This is a genomic window from Dyadobacter sp. NIV53, from assembly GCF_019711195.1.
Lineage (GTDB): Bacteria > Bacteroidota > Bacteroidia > Cytophagales > Spirosomataceae > Dyadobacter.
Genome location: NZ_CP081299.1, coordinates 863,128 through 877,961 on the forward strand (window position 1 = coordinate 863,128; position 14,834 = coordinate 877,961).

19 protein-coding genes are annotated in these 14,834 nt (G+C 41.6%); 15 read left to right on the top strand and 4 right to left on the bottom strand.

Annotated features, from left to right (window positions below):
- Positions 1-125: 125 nt before the first annotated feature.
- From KZC02_RS03400 to KZC02_RS03410, 3 genes are read left to right on the top strand one after another with little or no spacing between them, the layout of a single operon-like run.
- Positions 126-1,289: a dipeptidase gene (locus tag KZC02_RS03400; protein ID WP_221392825.1), complete on the top strand. Its 1,164-nt coding sequence runs from the start codon at positions 126-128 to the stop codon at positions 1,287-1,289.
- Positions 1,290-1,349: 60 nt separating this feature from the next.
- On the top strand, positions 1,350-1,595 hold the full coding sequence (locus tag KZC02_RS03405) for a hypothetical protein (protein ID WP_221392826.1): 246 nt from the start codon (positions 1,350-1,352) through the stop codon (positions 1,593-1,595).
- Positions 1,596-1,605: 10 nt separating this feature from the next.
- Positions 1,606-1,812, top strand: a complete 207-nt coding sequence (locus KZC02_RS03410; protein ID WP_221392827.1) for a PepSY domain-containing protein — start codon at positions 1,606-1,608, stop codon at positions 1,810-1,812.
- Positions 1,813-1,860: 48 nt separating this feature from the next.
- Here the strand turns inward: KZC02_RS03410 and KZC02_RS03415 are convergent, their stop codons facing one another.
- The gene (locus tag KZC02_RS03415) at positions 1,861-2,235 is read right to left on the bottom strand and encodes a nuclear transport factor 2 family protein (RefSeq protein WP_221392828.1); all 375 of its coding nucleotides are present in this window, start codon (positions 2,233-2,235) and stop codon (positions 1,861-1,863) included.
- Positions 2,236-2,743: 508 nt separating this feature from the next.
- On the opposite strand from KZC02_RS03415, the gene KZC02_RS32420 reads away from it, so the two are divergent.
- Both KZC02_RS32420 and KZC02_RS03420 read left to right on the top strand, forming a co-directional pair.
- Positions 2,744-2,872 (top strand): hypothetical protein, encoded by a 129-nt coding sequence (locus KZC02_RS32420; protein ID WP_255637231.1) that lies wholly within the window; start codon positions 2,744-2,746, stop codon positions 2,870-2,872.
- A gap of 69 nt (positions 2,873-2,941) precedes the next feature.
- A complete protein-coding gene (locus KZC02_RS03420) occupies positions 2,942-4,048 on the top strand; it encodes an exo-alpha-sialidase (protein WP_221392829.1) in 1,107 nt (368 codons plus the stop codon).
- Positions 4,049-4,308: 260 nt separating this feature from the next.
- On the opposite strand, the gene KZC02_RS03425 is transcribed toward KZC02_RS03420, so the two are convergent.
- On the bottom strand, positions 4,309-4,659 hold the full coding sequence (locus KZC02_RS03425) for a helix-turn-helix domain-containing protein (RefSeq protein ID WP_221392830.1): 351 nt from the start codon (positions 4,657-4,659) through the stop codon (positions 4,309-4,311).
- A gap of 109 nt (positions 4,660-4,768) precedes the next feature.
- On the opposite strand from KZC02_RS03425, the gene KZC02_RS03430 reads away from it, so the two are divergent.
- The 8 genes from KZC02_RS03430 (at position 4,769) to KZC02_RS03465 (ending at position 11,536) form a co-directional block, all read left to right on the top strand.
- Positions 4,769-5,521 carry an SDR family NAD(P)-dependent oxidoreductase gene (locus KZC02_RS03430; RefSeq protein ID WP_221392831.1) on the top strand — a complete coding sequence of 251 codons (753 nt, stop codon included), beginning with the start codon at positions 4,769-4,771 and terminating at the stop codon, positions 5,519-5,521.
- 7 nt (positions 5,522-5,528) lie between these two features.
- Positions 5,529-6,152: an NADPH-dependent F420 reductase gene (locus tag KZC02_RS03435; RefSeq protein ID WP_221392832.1), complete on the top strand. Its 624-nt coding sequence runs from the start codon at positions 5,529-5,531 to the stop codon at positions 6,150-6,152.
- A 128-nt stretch (positions 6,153-6,280) separates the two neighbouring features.
- On the top strand, positions 6,281-7,039 hold the full coding sequence (locus KZC02_RS03440) for an SDR family NAD(P)-dependent oxidoreductase (protein WP_221392833.1): 759 nt from the start codon (positions 6,281-6,283) through the stop codon (positions 7,037-7,039).
- Positions 7,040-7,301: 262 nt separating this feature from the next.
- Positions 7,302-7,463 (top strand): SDR family oxidoreductase, encoded by a 162-nt coding sequence (locus KZC02_RS03445; RefSeq protein WP_221392834.1) that lies wholly within the window; start codon positions 7,302-7,304, stop codon positions 7,461-7,463.
- Positions 7,464-7,838: 375 nt separating this feature from the next.
- Positions 7,839-8,684, top strand: a complete 846-nt coding sequence (locus KZC02_RS03450) for a chromate resistance protein ChrB domain-containing protein (protein ID WP_221392835.1) — start codon at positions 7,839-7,841, stop codon at positions 8,682-8,684.
- An 84-nt stretch (positions 8,685-8,768) separates the two neighbouring features.
- The gene (locus KZC02_RS03455; protein WP_221392836.1) at positions 8,769-9,950 is read left to right on the top strand and encodes a chromate transporter; all 1,182 of its coding nucleotides are present in this window, start codon (positions 8,769-8,771) and stop codon (positions 9,948-9,950) included.
- 26 nt (positions 9,951-9,976) lie between these two features.
- A complete protein-coding gene (locus KZC02_RS03460; protein WP_221392837.1) occupies positions 9,977-10,708 on the top strand; it encodes a DUF2490 domain-containing protein in 732 nt (243 codons plus the stop codon).
- A 228-nt stretch (positions 10,709-10,936) separates the two neighbouring features.
- Positions 10,937-11,536 (top strand): Crp/Fnr family transcriptional regulator, encoded by a 600-nt coding sequence (locus tag KZC02_RS03465; RefSeq protein WP_221392838.1) that lies wholly within the window; start codon positions 10,937-10,939, stop codon positions 11,534-11,536.
- Positions 11,537-11,638: 102 nt separating this feature from the next.
- Here KZC02_RS03465 and KZC02_RS03470 read toward each other — a convergent pair whose 3' ends face one another.
- Complete coding sequence (locus KZC02_RS03470; RefSeq protein ID WP_229253977.1) at positions 11,639-12,232, bottom strand: hypothetical protein; 594 nt, start codon at positions 12,230-12,232, stop codon at positions 11,639-11,641.
- A 304-nt stretch (positions 12,233-12,536) separates the two neighbouring features.
- Positions 12,537-12,938: an ester cyclase gene (locus KZC02_RS03475; RefSeq protein ID WP_221392839.1), complete on the bottom strand. Its 402-nt coding sequence runs from the start codon at positions 12,936-12,938 to the stop codon at positions 12,537-12,539.
- 256 nt (positions 12,939-13,194) lie between these two features.
- On the opposite strand from KZC02_RS03475, the gene KZC02_RS03480 reads away from it, so the two are divergent.
- Both KZC02_RS03480 and KZC02_RS32425 read left to right on the top strand, forming a co-directional pair.
- Complete coding sequence (locus KZC02_RS03480; protein WP_221392840.1) at positions 13,195-14,031, top strand: IS982 family transposase; 837 nt, start codon at positions 13,195-13,197, stop codon at positions 14,029-14,031.
- Between the two features lie 309 nt (positions 14,032-14,340).
- Positions 14,341-14,472: a hypothetical protein gene (locus KZC02_RS32425; RefSeq protein WP_255637232.1), complete on the top strand. Its 132-nt coding sequence runs from the start codon at positions 14,341-14,343 to the stop codon at positions 14,470-14,472.
- The last annotated feature ends 362 nt before the right edge of the window (positions 14,473-14,834 follow it).

A 14,834-nucleotide genomic window follows, 5' to 3' on the forward strand; every position in this document is an offset into this window, starting at 1 on the left:
GATTGCGGATTATATTTGGAAAGGTTTGGCGTATACTCGCAACATTAATTGAAAACAATGAGTAATAATAATCAGCTGGCGCTGCCATTCAGGCTAACCGGCAGTTCACTTAATTTTAAAACATCATGAAGTTTCAAACTCATTGGTCAAGACGGGACTTCCTTGCTTCCGTTGCTGGCGCGGGTGCTGCAATAATACTGAATCCATCGTCTGCCTGGGCTACGGACGAGCCGGACCCACGGGTGGCAAAAATCGTAGCCGGAACCATAGGCATCGACTCACATAACCATATAGATGTTCCTTTTGTAACGGCAGAAGTGCCCGGCCCGAATGTTGACCTGGCCGCTGAGCTGAAAAAATCCGGCCTGTCAGCCATTTGCATGACATTCTCTGTCGACCGGCCGGAGCTGCGTAATCCGGGAGACGGCTACGAACGCTTCAAAAACGGGCTGGCTTCCATGGACAACATTCTGGTACAAAACGGCTTAAAGCGTTCACTGAATATGGCTGACCTGCGCACAGCACATAAAAAGCACCAGCCGACTGTCATCCAGTCAGTCGAAGGCGGCCACTTTCTTGAAGGACATGCAGAGCGGCTGGAGGAGGCATATAACAGGGGTTTACGACATCTTGGTTTACTTCATGACAATGACGCAATAGTGCCTTTGGGCGACGTTTACACCAATCCGGTACGCTGGGGCGGGCTTACAGCTTTCGGTGCTGAGGTCATCAGGGAATGTAACAGGCTGGGTATACTCATCGATCTGGCGCACGCCAATCTGGAAACTGTGGATGCCGCACTTAAACTGGCAGCCCATCCGGTTATCATTTCCCACACCGGCCTCGACACCCGGTTAGGCCAGAATCCGGATTTTGCAAAAATGATGAAACCAAGGCTTATCAGCAAAGAACGGGCCAAAATTGTTGCGGATACAGGCGGTGTAATTGGCGTATGGACACACCTGGCGGACTCGCCGTTGGAGTATGCCCGGAATATCCGGGCATTGACAGATGTTATCGGAGTTGACCATGTCTGCATTGGTACTGACACCAAACTAACCCCTTCCTACCGGCCACCCGGTGCACAGAATGGCCCCGGTGGTGGCGGTCAAAGAGGTGAGAGAATTGGCGAACGAACGAACCTGGCCTGGAAGGATCAGCAATTCGGATTTTACTATTCCGTGGTTGATGCAATGTTAAAAACAGGATTTACAGCAGATGAAATTGGTAAGATAGGCGGTGGAAACTTTTGCCGTGTTTTTGAGGCAGCCACAGCAGGCCGCGGCTGATCATTGAATTCTGAAGAATTAATTTATCAGATAATTCAAAAAACATAAGCGTGCTCCGGATTGACCGGTGCAAGTTATGCATTTGTGGACGAACTCAGGCCGGTTTTTTACAGTGACCGGCTGTACGTCGTACCCGAGAAAAAAGCGGTTTTACCACTTAGCAAATTGTTGTCAGTAGCAGAAAAAACGCTGGACAACCGTCCTGTTACCAGGGCAGAAATTTCAACCCGGCCCGATCGCACCTACATGTTCAGGGCCGTGAAGCAGAATCCGGAGGGGCTCACCTATTGGGATTATTATCAATAATTTTTACCGGGTGTATGTCAATACATACACTGGACAGGTTGTTAAGGTAGAAAATACCAATTACGAGTTTTTTCAGCTGGTTCTGGGGCTGCACATGCGGATGTTGTTTGGCGAAGAGATCGGACGTAATGTGGTTGGCGGTTCCGTATTAATGTTTGTAGTATTGCTGGTTTCCGGTCAGGTGATGTGGTGGGGGAAAAAGAAGAAGAGAAAATAAAAACATGTCCGTTCATATAACCCGAAATACCAGACAGGATGAAATAACCTAGTAAAAAAATTGTTCTGACACTATCCGGCCGTCTTTTACCTCATAAAGCATGATCTGGTTAATTTGTATTCTTCCATGAGGCCGCACCGTGATATCAATTTCCCTACCAACCGCAAAATGATTTCCGGTAACCAGGGGCTTTGTCGTATGAGCGCCATGGCCTGCTTCTATTCGGTTTACAAAGTCTTCCCCTTTTTTACGAACCGCACCCTTACCTTCGGCATACCCGAAATAAGGAGAATTTACAGGGTCAATGCTCCGGACATCTTCAGCAAAAAATTCATCCTGGATCTGAAACCATTTTTCCTGTTGTGCAAGTTCATGGAACCTGGCGGAAACTTCCTGAGTGGTCAGTATTTCTTGTGTTTGCATATGTTTGGTTGTAATGTTTAATACCACACAAATGTATAAACCAGTTACCAATCGAACCGGGCGCAAATCAGACTTTATCACGGGGCGATTTGGACAAGATATCTGATTTACCTGGTTTTGTCCGGAGAAGTGGTCTTATATTATAAAAACTCCATACCCGGCACTCCCCTGCTCAACCTGTTTATTCCTGTCCAGGAATTCAGTAAATCCTGTTACCACTTTTATAGAACAAGCCTTATCACAGATTATATTTTCAGGCAGTTTCGCCGCGAAGATCTCATTGACTAATGAGCTTTACGAGGGAAATCCTGATATGGTCTAAAGTATCAAAATTTATGGGATCAGACATATTAAATTGTTGTCGGCAAGTAGCTCACAAACAACTTTTACATTTCGTTAACCTTCTTTTACCAAATCTTAACAGACTCCGGGACAAGACCTTTTAGCTTTGTGGCCACCGCTGTGGTTAAAATCCTGAAAACAAAAAGAGAAATAACCAGAGTCATGTATGTATGTGCTTTATGGATCTATCAACGGAGTATATCGTTATGACCCTTCGGCTGCCAGGCGGCCCGATACGCCCAGGACAGGTGGAAATACCATCACGGACTTTAAAAGTAAAGAGGGGCAGAAATAAAGTGTATTGCCCCGCCTGCTACATTCCGCTAGTTACTAATCAATTTGGTTTTACTTTAAATTAAAAAAAATGAAAAAATTATTTGTGTTTATTCCGGCTATCCTTCTGGTATTATTTCTACTAAATTCTTTTGTGGTAAAAGAAAAGGAAGCAAAAAAGCAACCAATAAAGGAGGGCAAATCAGCGGTTATTGCCAACATCATTTTCAAATCTACGGATGGCGGACAAACCTGGCAGGACATTAGTAAAGGACTTCCTGAAAAGTTGCAGAAAGAAAGTGTGTGGGCATATGGTTTCTTTACAAATGATCGTGGGTTCTATTTACGTGCCGGAAACGGGGTTTATCACAATGAACCAAATTCCACAACTTCTTTTTGGACAAAAGAGATGTTCCCTGGTAAACAACGTAACATTGCCCCTGGCAGGAGCGGGTTATTTGCCTATGATTTCAGGGGTCAATTCTTACAAAAAATAAACGGAACGAGTAATTGGTCGCCCATGTACACGGATTTTCAAAAGCAGGCCGTACGCCTGAACGGAACAAAAGATGATTGGATGTACAAAAATTTTAAAGAGAAATTTGTATCCACCGTTTTTGAAACTGAAAGGGGAACAGTTTTCATTGGCTCTAACAACAGCCTTTTTAGATCAACTGACAGTGGAAAAACCTGGAAACAAGTGAATGATGGAAACGGGACAATGAAATTGACCGAGTCAAATGGTGTACTTTTGGCTACCAGTAAAGAGGGAATATTAAGATCCACCGATGATGGTGAAAACTGGGATCGTGTGATCAGTGAAGGGGGTGTTGGCATTGCCGTGGAACATATTGATGGAGGATTTGCCGCTATTGTAAAGAACACAATAACCCAAACAAACAGCATACACATTTCAATGGATAGTGGAAAAACCTGGAATGCGATAGCCGAAGACCTTCAGCCTTCCCGGACTAGTTTACTAATGAAAAAAATAGGCTTACTTCAATCTTCATCGGAAATTTTATCAATTAAACAAATGGGCAAATATTTAATATGTGGCCGCTCAGATGGTATATTCCGGTCATCTGACATGGGTAAAACATGGCAACAACTATTACTTCCTGCTACCGAAAATTTTGGCTTTAATTTATCTGTTTCGGGCAACGTGCTCTATGTCATACCAAATAAAGGATGTTGAAAAACTCCAGACTCAGAAATAAGTTGTATTGCTGAGTCTGGAGTTTTTCAATTTATGTTTTCATAGTACGACCAACTGGCTATCAAATACTTATTAATTCTTACCAATCTTATTTCTGATAAAAGCCTAAGCTTGACTGATCGTTTACGGTGTGATATTCCCCAATCCGTAAGATTAGTGATGATGGTTTGTAACGTATTACCATGTTCCGCAAGTTCTTAATGAATTGTCGGAAAACCACCTTTTGCGTAACAGCAAATCTATTTATAATCAGTTTCTAAGGGCATTTTAGCAACCTCATATTTAATATTCCATTCTTTGATGTATTCTAAAATTGGTAAAAAAGCCAGGCCTTTTTCAGACAGCTTATACTCTACTCTTGGTGGTAATTCCTTGTAGGCAATCCTTTCCAACAGTCCATCTTCTTCCAGCTCTTTTAACTGTTCGGTTAATACTTTCCTCGAAATGTGTGGTACTATGGCATCCAGCTGTCCAAAGCGAATGGTACGGGTGCCCATTACATTGATAATCATCGGCTTCCATTTATTGCCAATAGTGCCAATAGCTCTCGTAAACGGACAATTCGAATTGCAAAATCTTTCGTCTTTCATAATTTTAAAATTTGTAGTTACCCAATGGTAACCATAATAGACTATCAATAGTTTCAAAGATAAACTATTGATAGTTCCTTTGTGAAACAAATTTAAAAATAAATCAGAAATGAGTAGATTAAAAAATAAAGTAGCAGTTATTACAGGTGGTAATAGTGGCATAGGGTTTGGCATTGCCCTGGAATTTAAAAATGAAGGTGCTGTTGGTGCTATTGTCGGCAGAAATCAGGAAACCTTAGATAGTGCTGTGGCCCAGCTTGGCGATAATTTTATAGCCATAAATGCCGATGTAACCAACCTAGCCGACCTGGAAAGAGTGTTTAAAGAAACATCTGAAAAATTCGGTAAAGTTGACGTGATTGTTGCCAATGCGGGCGGCGGAGCTGTTGGAACTGTGGCAACTCTTGGTGAAACTGACTTTGACAAAACAATTAATTTAAACCTGAAAAGTGTCTACTTCACGGTTCATCAAGCACTACCCTATATGAATGATGGTGGCTCTATTATTTTGATCGGGTCAAATGCAGCTCATCGGGCATATCCGAACTTTACGCTTTATGGTGCTGCAAAAGCGGCTGTGATCCATTTTGCAAAAGGATTTTCAAGCGACCTTTTAGATAGAAAGATCAGAGCGAATGTCATAACCCCGGGAACGACAGATACACCCGCATTTGACAAGTTTGTTCCCGCAGAACAAATTGAAGGTTTAAAAAAACACTTTGCAAGTGAAATGCCAATTGGCAGAATCGGGCAGCCATCTGACATTGGCAAAACAGCGGTTTTCCTGGCCTCTGATGATTCATCGTTTATGCTTGGCGCCGAACTCCTTGTTGATGGTGGAATGACCTATTTATCTAAATAATTTCAAAATGAGTAATTCAGAAAATAAAAAAACGAGCTACGCCATTATTGGCTTTGGTAAGATCGGACAGGCCCTTGCCAAGGCGTTTGCCCGTAAGGATATAGAGGTATCAGTTGCAACCACGCGTGACCCGGAGAGCTTTGCGTCCGATGCGGCCGCGATCGGGCCTGGAATCATTCCCACAACCCTGTCCGAAGCCGTAAAGGCTGATGTGATCTTTTTGGCTGTACGTTTCGAGTCGCATCCTGATGTTGCAAAGGCCTTACCCAGCTGGCATGGCAAAACCATCGTAGATGTGACCAATGCCTACGGAGTATCGCCTGAGGCGTTAGGAGGACAACCTTCCGCTGTAGTCGTGGCCAGGGCATTCAATGACGGAAGACTCGTTAAGGGTTTCAACCATTTGGGCGCCAAAATCCTTGAACAGGATCCGGCCATTCATGGTGGCAGGAGAGTGGTGTTTCTGTCGAGCGACGACGATGGCGCTGCGAATGAAATTGGTACACTTGCGGAAAATCTCGGCTTTTCACCAGTCAAACTTGGCGGGCTTGCGGAAGGCGGACTTCTTGTGCAGGCACATGGAAACAACTGGGGTCAACTGATTTTTAAGGACCTGATGAAGTTTGACTGATAACTTATTATCACACAGTTCAATGCGGCCATGACTCTTAAATAGATGGAACCGGAATTTTGATATAAAATAATTACCATGCACTCCACTAAAACAGGAGTTGCCACTTGACAATAATTAATAGAATAATGAACAAATTAGAAAACAAAGTAGCGGTCGTTACCGGTGCTTCAAAAGGAATAGGCGCATCTATCGCGAAATACTTTGCCCATGAAGGCGCAAAAGTGGTTGTAAATTATGCATCAAGCAAAGAAGCCGCAGATAACGTGGTTAAGGTGATAACAGACCATGGCGGAATTGCCATTGCTGTACAGGCCGATGTATCGAATGAAGCTGATGTAAACAGGCTGTTTGAAGAAACAGAGAAGGCTTTCGGTAAGTTGGATATTTTGGTAAACAACGCAGTCTTTCAGCAATTTTTGCCAATAGAACAGGCATCGGAAGAGGCTTTTCATCAGCATTTCAATGTCAATGTTTTGGGCCCTGTACTTACTATCCAGGCCGCTTTGAAACTGTTTGGCGATAAGGGTGGCAATATTATCAATATCAGTTCGGGTGCAAGCAAATCGCCGATGGCAGGAGTGTCTCTATATTCTGCGACAAAAGCAGCATTAGATGCCATAACGATTTCTTTGTCGAAAGAACTGGGCTCGAAAAATGTTCGCATCAATTCTATTTTACCCGGCGCTACGGAAACAGAAGGAGCGACCAGTGCAGGAGTCACGGCCGGTAGTGAATATGAAAAAATGTTTGTTGCCAATACACCGCTTGGCCGCAGAGGCCAGCCCGAAGATATTGCGAAAGCGGCAGTGTTTCTTGCTTCTGATGATGCAGCGTGGATTACAGGAGAACAAATTTCGGTTTCGGGTGGTATGTATGGTTTTTAAAATCATCCAAAATCTCCTTCCATGCATCAATTCGATAGCCGAAATGCCGACGGCCGATAGCAATACAAAAGAATTCGAGATATGGTCTAATGAACAGCTTAGAAAACCTTTTTAAAACTACCGCTGATAAATTCGGGAAGATTAGGCCAAAGGTTTATTGCTCTATTTACTGTCAAGTAGAATAAGGGTGGACACTATTTCGCCTGGCTCCATTAATATGCCGGTTTTCGGCAAAATGGTACCATAGGAACTGGTGGACCAGGTGAAGCAAATCCGGATAGGTCTTACGCCACCTGGCAGGCAAGTGACTCCGGTTGAGATCGGAAAAAGGGTTGTATTTTTAGCCTCCGACGACTCAACATTCATCGTAGGCGCCGATATGTTAGCGGATGCCGGTATGGCTAATTCCTTCTCAGTGAAATAAATTGATCAACAACAGCAGTAAACCGGCAACAGTCCGGGCCCCGCGATTATTGCAATTGCGAGCCGGGACTGTTGCCGGTTACTTTGATAGAGATCATTTTTTTATTAAATTTTCAAATATCCTTTTCATTCCATAATAACCTTCACTTTGTGTGACTTAAACCTATTGGTGTATTTAAAGTTGCATGCAGTGGATTGCATAGATAATAGAAACCGATCCGATGGAAATCAAAAAATGATTGACTTTTGAAATGCTATTCTATATTTATAGTGCTTATTTTGTTTCACTTTAAGCATTATGACGCTATCAATCAATTGCCTGCTTCAAAAAAAATTATAAAGAAGTTATTGGTAAACTAAAAACGTATTTGGCTGAATGAACTGGATCACACGAGAACGACCTAAGATCGACCGCATCGCCTGTCCCTGGCTGATCAAAAGGTTTATTGATCCGGATGCACAAATATTTTATGTACCCTTTGATCAGGTCAGAGAAAAAGCCCGTGAATTGGATGCTACTCCTTTCGATATTCCTGATACTGAATTTACACACTACGAAGACCGCTGCACTTTTGATTTCTTTCTTGAAAAATATGAGATTGAAGATCCGGCTTTGAAAGACATGGCAACGATCATCCGCGGCGCGGACACTGATGACCATTCACTTGCCAGCCAGTCATCTGGGCTTTGGGCCATTTCGGCCGGCCTGGCTTATAATATTACAGATGATAATGATTTGCTGGAAAAAGGTATGCTGATCTACGATGCACTATACAGCTGGGCCAAACATCTGCAAAAACAAAAACACACCCAAAGCCCCGCAGAAAAGCTATTGTTAACTGTTTTTAATACCTATCTGGATAAACAGAAATCGGAGAACCTCAAAACCCCCAAATGGGCCAGAGAGCTCAAAGAGATTATCCAGGACCAGATTGACACCAATCTTAGCCTGAGCCTGAAAGAAATTGCCGAAGGTTTACGAATCCATCCCTCCTATGTTTCAAGGGAATTCTCCAAGTATTTCAGCAACCTGTCATTTGGTGAATACATCCGCAAGCTCCGCATTGAAAAAGCGATTGACTTGCTGGCAAATCAGGATCATACCTTATCGGAAGTTGCCTATCTGACCGGATTTTCTGATCAGAGCCATTTTAACAGAATTTTTAAAGCACACACGGGACAAAACCCTTCTGATTACAGGAAAAGTTTAACTAAAAAGTAATTTCTGTACAAATCGTCATTTTCATTCTATCATTTGATTGCCCGCCATACTAGTATTGCGATAATTATTTTGGTCAGCGAAAATATGGATATACAGAATCAGCCGGTTTGTTACAGCTTATCCGATTTAACGCGGTACTTTTTAAAACTTGGCTCCTTTGGATTTGGCGGCCCTGTTGCCCTGATCGGCTACATGCACCGTGATCTGGTTGAAAACCGGAAATGGATAAGCGAGGATGAATATCGTGAAGGCCTGGCACTTGCTCAGCTTGCTCCTGGCCCACTGGCAGCCCAGCTCGGTATTTATCTGGGTTACGTACATTATGGCGTTTGGGGCGCTACACTCACCGGACTGGCTTTCGTACTTCCGTCTTTTGTAATGGTCGTTTTGCTGGGAATGGCTTATAAACTATACGGTGGCTTGTCGTGGATGCAGGCTGTGTTTTATGGTGTTGGAGCATCAGTAATTGGGATCATCACGCTGAGTTCCTATAAACTGACAATCAAATCGGTAAGTAAAATCGAAAGTTCTGCCATCAGGAGCCGATGGCTTTTATGGATTTTCTTTGCCGCAATGGCCGTAACTACTGCAATCACTGAACGCGAGGAAGTATGGCTTTTTATACTAATGGGATTTATTTATATGGCTGTGAAAGCACCGCCCAAATGGCTTGTTAAAAAGGAAACCGTGTTGTCAACAGTGTTTCTGGCGGGAATTGGTTTCTGGCAGTATGAACCTTCAAAACTCGTACAAATCGGCTGGTTTTTCACCAAGGCTGGTGCATTTGTTTTTGGCAGCGGACTGGCCATTATTCCATTTTTACAGGCGGGTGTTGTGGATCAGATGGGATGGCTAAACGAACAGCAGTTTCTGGATTCCGTTGCCGTTGCGATGATTACGCCGGGACCTGTTGTCATTACCGTGGGATTTATTGGATTTCTGGTATCCGGTTTTGCAGGCGCTGTAGTGGCAGCTGCGGGAGTTTTCCTTCCCTGTTACGTTTTCACCGTGCTCCCTGGCCCCTATTTTAAAAAAATCTCTAAAAATACAAGTATCAAAGCTTTTGTTGATGGCATTACCGCGGCTGTTGTCGGCGCATTGGCAGGATCTGTTTTTGTAATTGCAACCAGATCAATTATTGATGTGCCTTCGGCCGTTATTGCCATTTTAACTATACTTGCGCTGATTTATATCAAAAAATTACAGGAACCATATATCATACTTATTGCCGCCATCATTGGCTTCTTACTAAAAACCTATTTCTAAAATTATCCTTGTTACCACAAATCACGATGAAAAAATATTTCCTTCTGCTGTTTTTACTTTTTACGCTTCCGTCATACGCACAAAAACAGGTCAATAAGCAGAGCGGGGTTTGGCTGGGCTATTTTAACCAAACCAGGCTTACCAACAAATGGGGAATCTGGCTTGACCTGCATGCAAGAAGAACGGAATTTTTCGACCGGTGGGCTACGCAGATCATCCGGCCCGGGATAACGTATTATGCCAATGATCACCTTAGGTTCACCGCAGGATACGCTTATGCTCGCAGTTTTCCCGCAGCCGGCCTGCAAACCGTACGTCCGGAAAATAGGCTTTGGCAACAAATACATTGGACAAGCCGCCAGAAACGCCTGCAAACCCTGCAATGGGTCCGGCTGGAAGAGCGCTTTAACAGAAAGATTGCCAATGACCAGCTTCAGGATGGCTCAAATTTCAATTTCCGGTTCCGTTATCTTTTAAATCTGATGGTTCCACTGAACCGTGATTTTATAGAACCTAATACCCTGTTTTTTGCCTTCAATGATGAAATCCATATTAACGCCGGCAAACAGATTACCTATAACCTGTTTGACCAGAACCGTTTTTTTGTAGGGCTCGGTTACCAGTTTACCAAAGGGCTTAATCTGCAGGTTGGCTACATGAACCAGTTCCAGCAGCTGCCATCAGGAAATCATTTTAACAGCAATAATGTACTGCGTGTTTTTGTATTTCATAATCTGGATCTGAGGTCGAAAAAGTGAGGGTTTGGGTTTACGAAAATATCAGCAGTCACAGTCAGGCCAGCTTGCAGAATAATTACATGAATTAACTTTCTCATTTCCGTTACTTTTATCATAGATTCAAAATTTATTTATTGCGAGGTGCATATAGACAAGATATATGTTATGTTTACCAGACTATAGTGCGCTTACAATGCTGGTTAAAGGAAAGCCATTTACAATGATTGATAAACAATTTGCAATAATCAAATGCCCGAAAAAAGCGACATCTTATCACTACATCTGAAGAACTTTGCTTCATTGAGCGATAAGGATATAAGCGATAGCCAGCCATTTTGGAAAGCACGCAAAATGAATAAAGGGGATTATTTCAATATGCAAAGCATGGTTTGCAATGATCTTGGATTGATTGTAAAAGGTATATTCCGGATTTATTTTCGTGGTCCGAATACAAAAGAAGACAAGAACATTTTCTTTTTCTCGGAAAATCAGTTTGTCGTTTCGTTCAGAAGTTTCATTTCGCGCGATGCCTGCTGGTATTTTATCGAGGCGATGGAAGATTCGGAAATTTTCTTCATATCCTATCAGGATCTGAACCGGCTTTATGATAGCAACCCGAATTGGGGGAAATTTGGCAGGTTGCTAGCAGAATTGTTCTTTAAGCTTGCTCAAACCCGAACAGAAGAATTCATTTTTTTCTCCCACGAGCAACGTTATATCAGGTTACTGGAAGAACATCCCGATATTATTGAGCGTATCCCGGCTTATCATATATCTTCTTATCTCGGAATTACTAATCCCTCATTAAGCAGGATCAGGAAGCGTCTTGAAAGTAAAAAGTCGGAATAGTGCATTTTGTAGCTATTCATTCCTCTAATTAAATTACCAAAGAGACTGTACCCTGTTTATGAGATTGCCTCTTTGGTAGCTGGGAAATAAAAACACCTTTAATTATACTGTTATTGTTGGACTATCCTTGATAGTTTTCGATAGGCTTATAGCGGCAAGAAGATAATAAAAGGCACCAAATGCAGAATAACCGGCCAGGTTGACAATGCCCATTGCTGGATCATGTGCCATCAAAATGAACGAGATACCTGCGATAGTTGATTGACCACCGCTAATGATCATAGGCCACTGACCACCGAATAGTTTCCGTCTGCGCAGGGCTAAAACCAACTGAATCAATCCTGTCAGAATTGCCCATGCGCCAAATACCATCAATGCTTCAGGAATGCCTTCTTGCAAAGCCAGGATAACTGCCGCGGTAGTAACAGCACTGATGACAGCGTTGATATATTGTGGCGTTTTAGATGAGCTATGACGGTTGGCGCGAATGTCGAGGAAGGTGCCAATTACATCCCATGCGGGATAGACGATTAGCAGGATGCTTGCTATTTGGAAGGAGGTTTTTGCAAAAAGAATAACCAGAATGACCCAGGTCACAGAAAAAGCGACACGTATGAAATAAAGCTGACGTAATGCTCTGGATGTTTGTTGCGCCTGGCCATTGATTGCTGCGTCTGACTGATTGGATATTGACATGATTTTAAATTTTAAGTTTATAATTATCCAAAGGTCTGAAGTATTGCGCAGCACGATTTTCACTTAAGTGAAAAACAAGGAAAATAACCGGAATTATTTTCAGGTTATTTCAGCAGAAAGAAGGACAAGAACACCTTAAGGCACGAGGATTTTTGTCTCCATAGATTTTTAATTCAATCAACATGTCAGTTGAGAGTTGCAAAATCAGAAATGGATACACGAGTAGTAAAAAATTATCAGTTGCAGTTTTGTATTTGGAAACGACTTTTTGAAGTGGTCATGTATAGACAGGCACAAACTTTTATTAATCTGCCACAAGCCGTTTTCCTAATTGCAAATGCACAGACAAAAAATCATAACTATTCCAGGCTTCTGCAATTTTGCCATCTTCAACACGTACCATGCAAATGCCAGAAAATAAAATTGGTTTATTCGTGTCAGCTTCAATGGCATGGATTACGGTTCTGGCTGCTTCCATATCATCCTGACTGATTACTTCTTCTACATCAATTCTGATATTTTTGAATTGCTTAGAAAAATCCCGAAAGAACAATTTAAAATCTGCCGCTCCTTTTGTACCATTATTGGAATCAATACCATGAAATTCCGCTTCATCAGTCATAAGTCGGTCAATGGCGTTTTCGTCGTCCTTATTCCAAACATCTTCGAACCAGTTGTAAAGTAAGGTTGATTTTAAGTTTCTCATAATATTGAATTTTAAAAATGATCTGTATCAATTTAAAACATTGGTTATGAGACATTTTACTTATTTGAACCTGTATTTTTGATGGGAGAAAAAAAATTCCTCAAATGGCTCTATTCTGTGATCTATGTCTTCCCTGGACTATTGCCGGAAATGTATGAAAGGCCTGTTTAATTATTTAATGTGAGTTGCGTAGTATCTAAAATGCAAAATCCTTCAAAATGAGGTTAATTTGTTTTGCGAACTTAACAACCTTATAATGAAAGATTTTACACTTGCAATATATTGTTTAATAGACGATTTATTACAAAAAATAGATGATAACCATCTGGATAGTCGTAGGAAATTAACGAATTCCCAAGTGATAACAACGGTCATCTTGTCGTGCAAATATTTCTATGGTAATCAGGCTTGTGCCTGTAAGTACCTGGATGACCATTATGGGTTTACCATGTCGGACAAAAGTAATTTTAACCGTATTTTACACAGTCTGACAGATTTAATAGGTGATTTATTCTTTCATTTAGGTATGGTTTTCAAAGAATTAAACCTGCAAAGTGTTTATTTAATCGACTCATTTCCGGTGGCTGTTTGTAAAAATATTAGAATTGCCAGTTCTAAATTGTTAAAAGGAAAAGAGTTTAGAGGATACAACGCATCTAAACGGGAATATCATTATGGTTTTAAAGCGGCCGCCGCTGCGGTACATGTGGTTACGACATATGAAGGTATTCCTGTGGAATTTATTGTTACTGCTGGAAGTATTCATGACAATACTGCTTTTCAAATAATGCCTCTTGATCTGCCTGAGAACAGCGATTTATATGGCGATGCAGCTTACCTGAATGAAGACCAAAGAGAACTGCTTTTAACATTTAATAACATTAGACTCAAGGCGGCAACGAAAAAAAACTCTCTTGTAAAAAATACCTGGGCACAGGACCTTGAAAATCGCTATTACAGAAAAAAGATAGAAAATACTTTCGCCGAAATTTCTGCTAAATTTCCAAAGAAAATTCACGCAGTAACCGCAAAAGGATTTTTACTTAAAATCCTGTGCTTTATTATCATGTTTATCCTTGACAAACAATTTTAACATTACGCAACTTACATTATTTATTAAAATATCCAAATTTGAATTTTAGTTTTCTGCTCACGCCTTTTTCAGGCCACTGAGATTTATAAAAAGAATAGACTAGCCGGTAATTATGTATGGATACAGCAATTTTAAAGTGATCGTCTTGTCAAAGAGGAATTTTGATGTTGGCTAGAATTATCTTTGTTCAGGATATCAAATGTATTTTTGTGTGTCTTTTTATATTAGTCCTTTGAAGACAAAGGCCCTGGACAGACACGGGCCACGGAGCAGATTGAGGTGCTGAGCAAACGCATTTTAAAACGTTATGTGAAAGAGGATAGCCTAAAAATGCAGAATGATCTTGGACTTTGGAAGGGATTTGATGTGGAGTTTTTTGAAGATGGTAACAATTGGTCGGAAGTAAATAAATCTTTGCAGAAAGTCGGTTCTTCCGGCTAGGCTTCGCGGAAGTCGGTGGTGGAGATCGGAAACGTTTATTGACGATCCGTGAGAAAATGGATGAGACTTTTCAGGCCTAGAGTTTTTGTTTGATGTAAAAGCCGGTGATCTGATAAAGGGGTTACCGGCTTTTTTTATTTTCTGCAAAAAGTGAAATCAGGTTACAGATTTTGTTTTAAAGCAATAATCGGTCTTTAATTTATCTCATGTATCTTGCAAGAACTTCAACAAACTAAAATCATTCTTTAATAATGCCACTCCACGCATTTTTGGACAACCTTGCCCAAATCCATCCAATATCAGCAGATGTGAAAGAGCAATTTTTCGCCAAGCTCCGGCTACTTAAACTGCCGAAAGGAAAA

Bases quoted from the DNA above. Each gene is read 5' to 3' on its own strand.
- KZC02_RS03400 (WP_221392825.1), top strand. From the start codon at position 126: ATGAAGTTTCAAACTCATTGGTCAAGACGGGACTTCCTTGCTTCCGTT.
- KZC02_RS03415 (WP_221392828.1), bottom strand. From the start codon at position 2,235: ATGCAAACACAAGAAATACTGACCACTCAGGAAGTTTCCGCCAGGTTC.
- KZC02_RS32420 (WP_255637231.1), top strand. From the start codon at position 2,744: ATGTATGTGCTTTATGGATCTATCAACGGAGTATATCGTTATGACCCT.
- KZC02_RS03420 (WP_221392829.1), top strand. From the start codon at position 2,942: ATGAAAAAATTATTTGTGTTTATTCCGGCTATCCTTCTGGTATTATTT.
- KZC02_RS03425 (WP_221392830.1), bottom strand. From the start codon at position 4,659: ATGAAAGACGAAAGATTTTGCAATTCGAATTGTCCGTTTACGAGAGCT.
- KZC02_RS03430 (WP_221392831.1), top strand. From the start codon at position 4,769: ATGAGTAGATTAAAAAATAAAGTAGCAGTTATTACAGGTGGTAATAGT.
- KZC02_RS03435 (WP_221392832.1), top strand. From the start codon at position 5,529: ATGAGTAATTCAGAAAATAAAAAAACGAGCTACGCCATTATTGGCTTT.
- KZC02_RS03440 (WP_221392833.1), top strand. From the start codon at position 6,281: ATGAACAAATTAGAAAACAAAGTAGCGGTCGTTACCGGTGCTTCAAAA.
- KZC02_RS03450 (WP_221392835.1), top strand. From the start codon at position 7,839: ATGAACTGGATCACACGAGAACGACCTAAGATCGACCGCATCGCCTGT.
- KZC02_RS03455 (WP_221392836.1), top strand. From the start codon at position 8,769: ATGGATATACAGAATCAGCCGGTTTGTTACAGCTTATCCGATTTAACG.
- KZC02_RS03460 (WP_221392837.1), top strand. From the start codon at position 9,977: ATGAAAAAATATTTCCTTCTGCTGTTTTTACTTTTTACGCTTCCGTCA.
- KZC02_RS03465 (WP_221392838.1), top strand. From the start codon at position 10,937: ATGCCCGAAAAAAGCGACATCTTATCACTACATCTGAAGAACTTTGCT.
- KZC02_RS03470 (WP_229253977.1), bottom strand. From the start codon at position 12,232: ATGTCAATATCCAATCAGTCAGACGCAGCAATCAATGGCCAGGCGCAA.
- KZC02_RS03475 (WP_221392839.1), bottom strand. From the start codon at position 12,938: ATGAGAAACTTAAAATCAACCTTACTTTACAACTGGTTCGAAGATGTT.
- KZC02_RS03480 (WP_221392840.1), top strand. From the start codon at position 13,195: ATGAAAGATTTTACACTTGCAATATATTGTTTAATAGACGATTTATTA.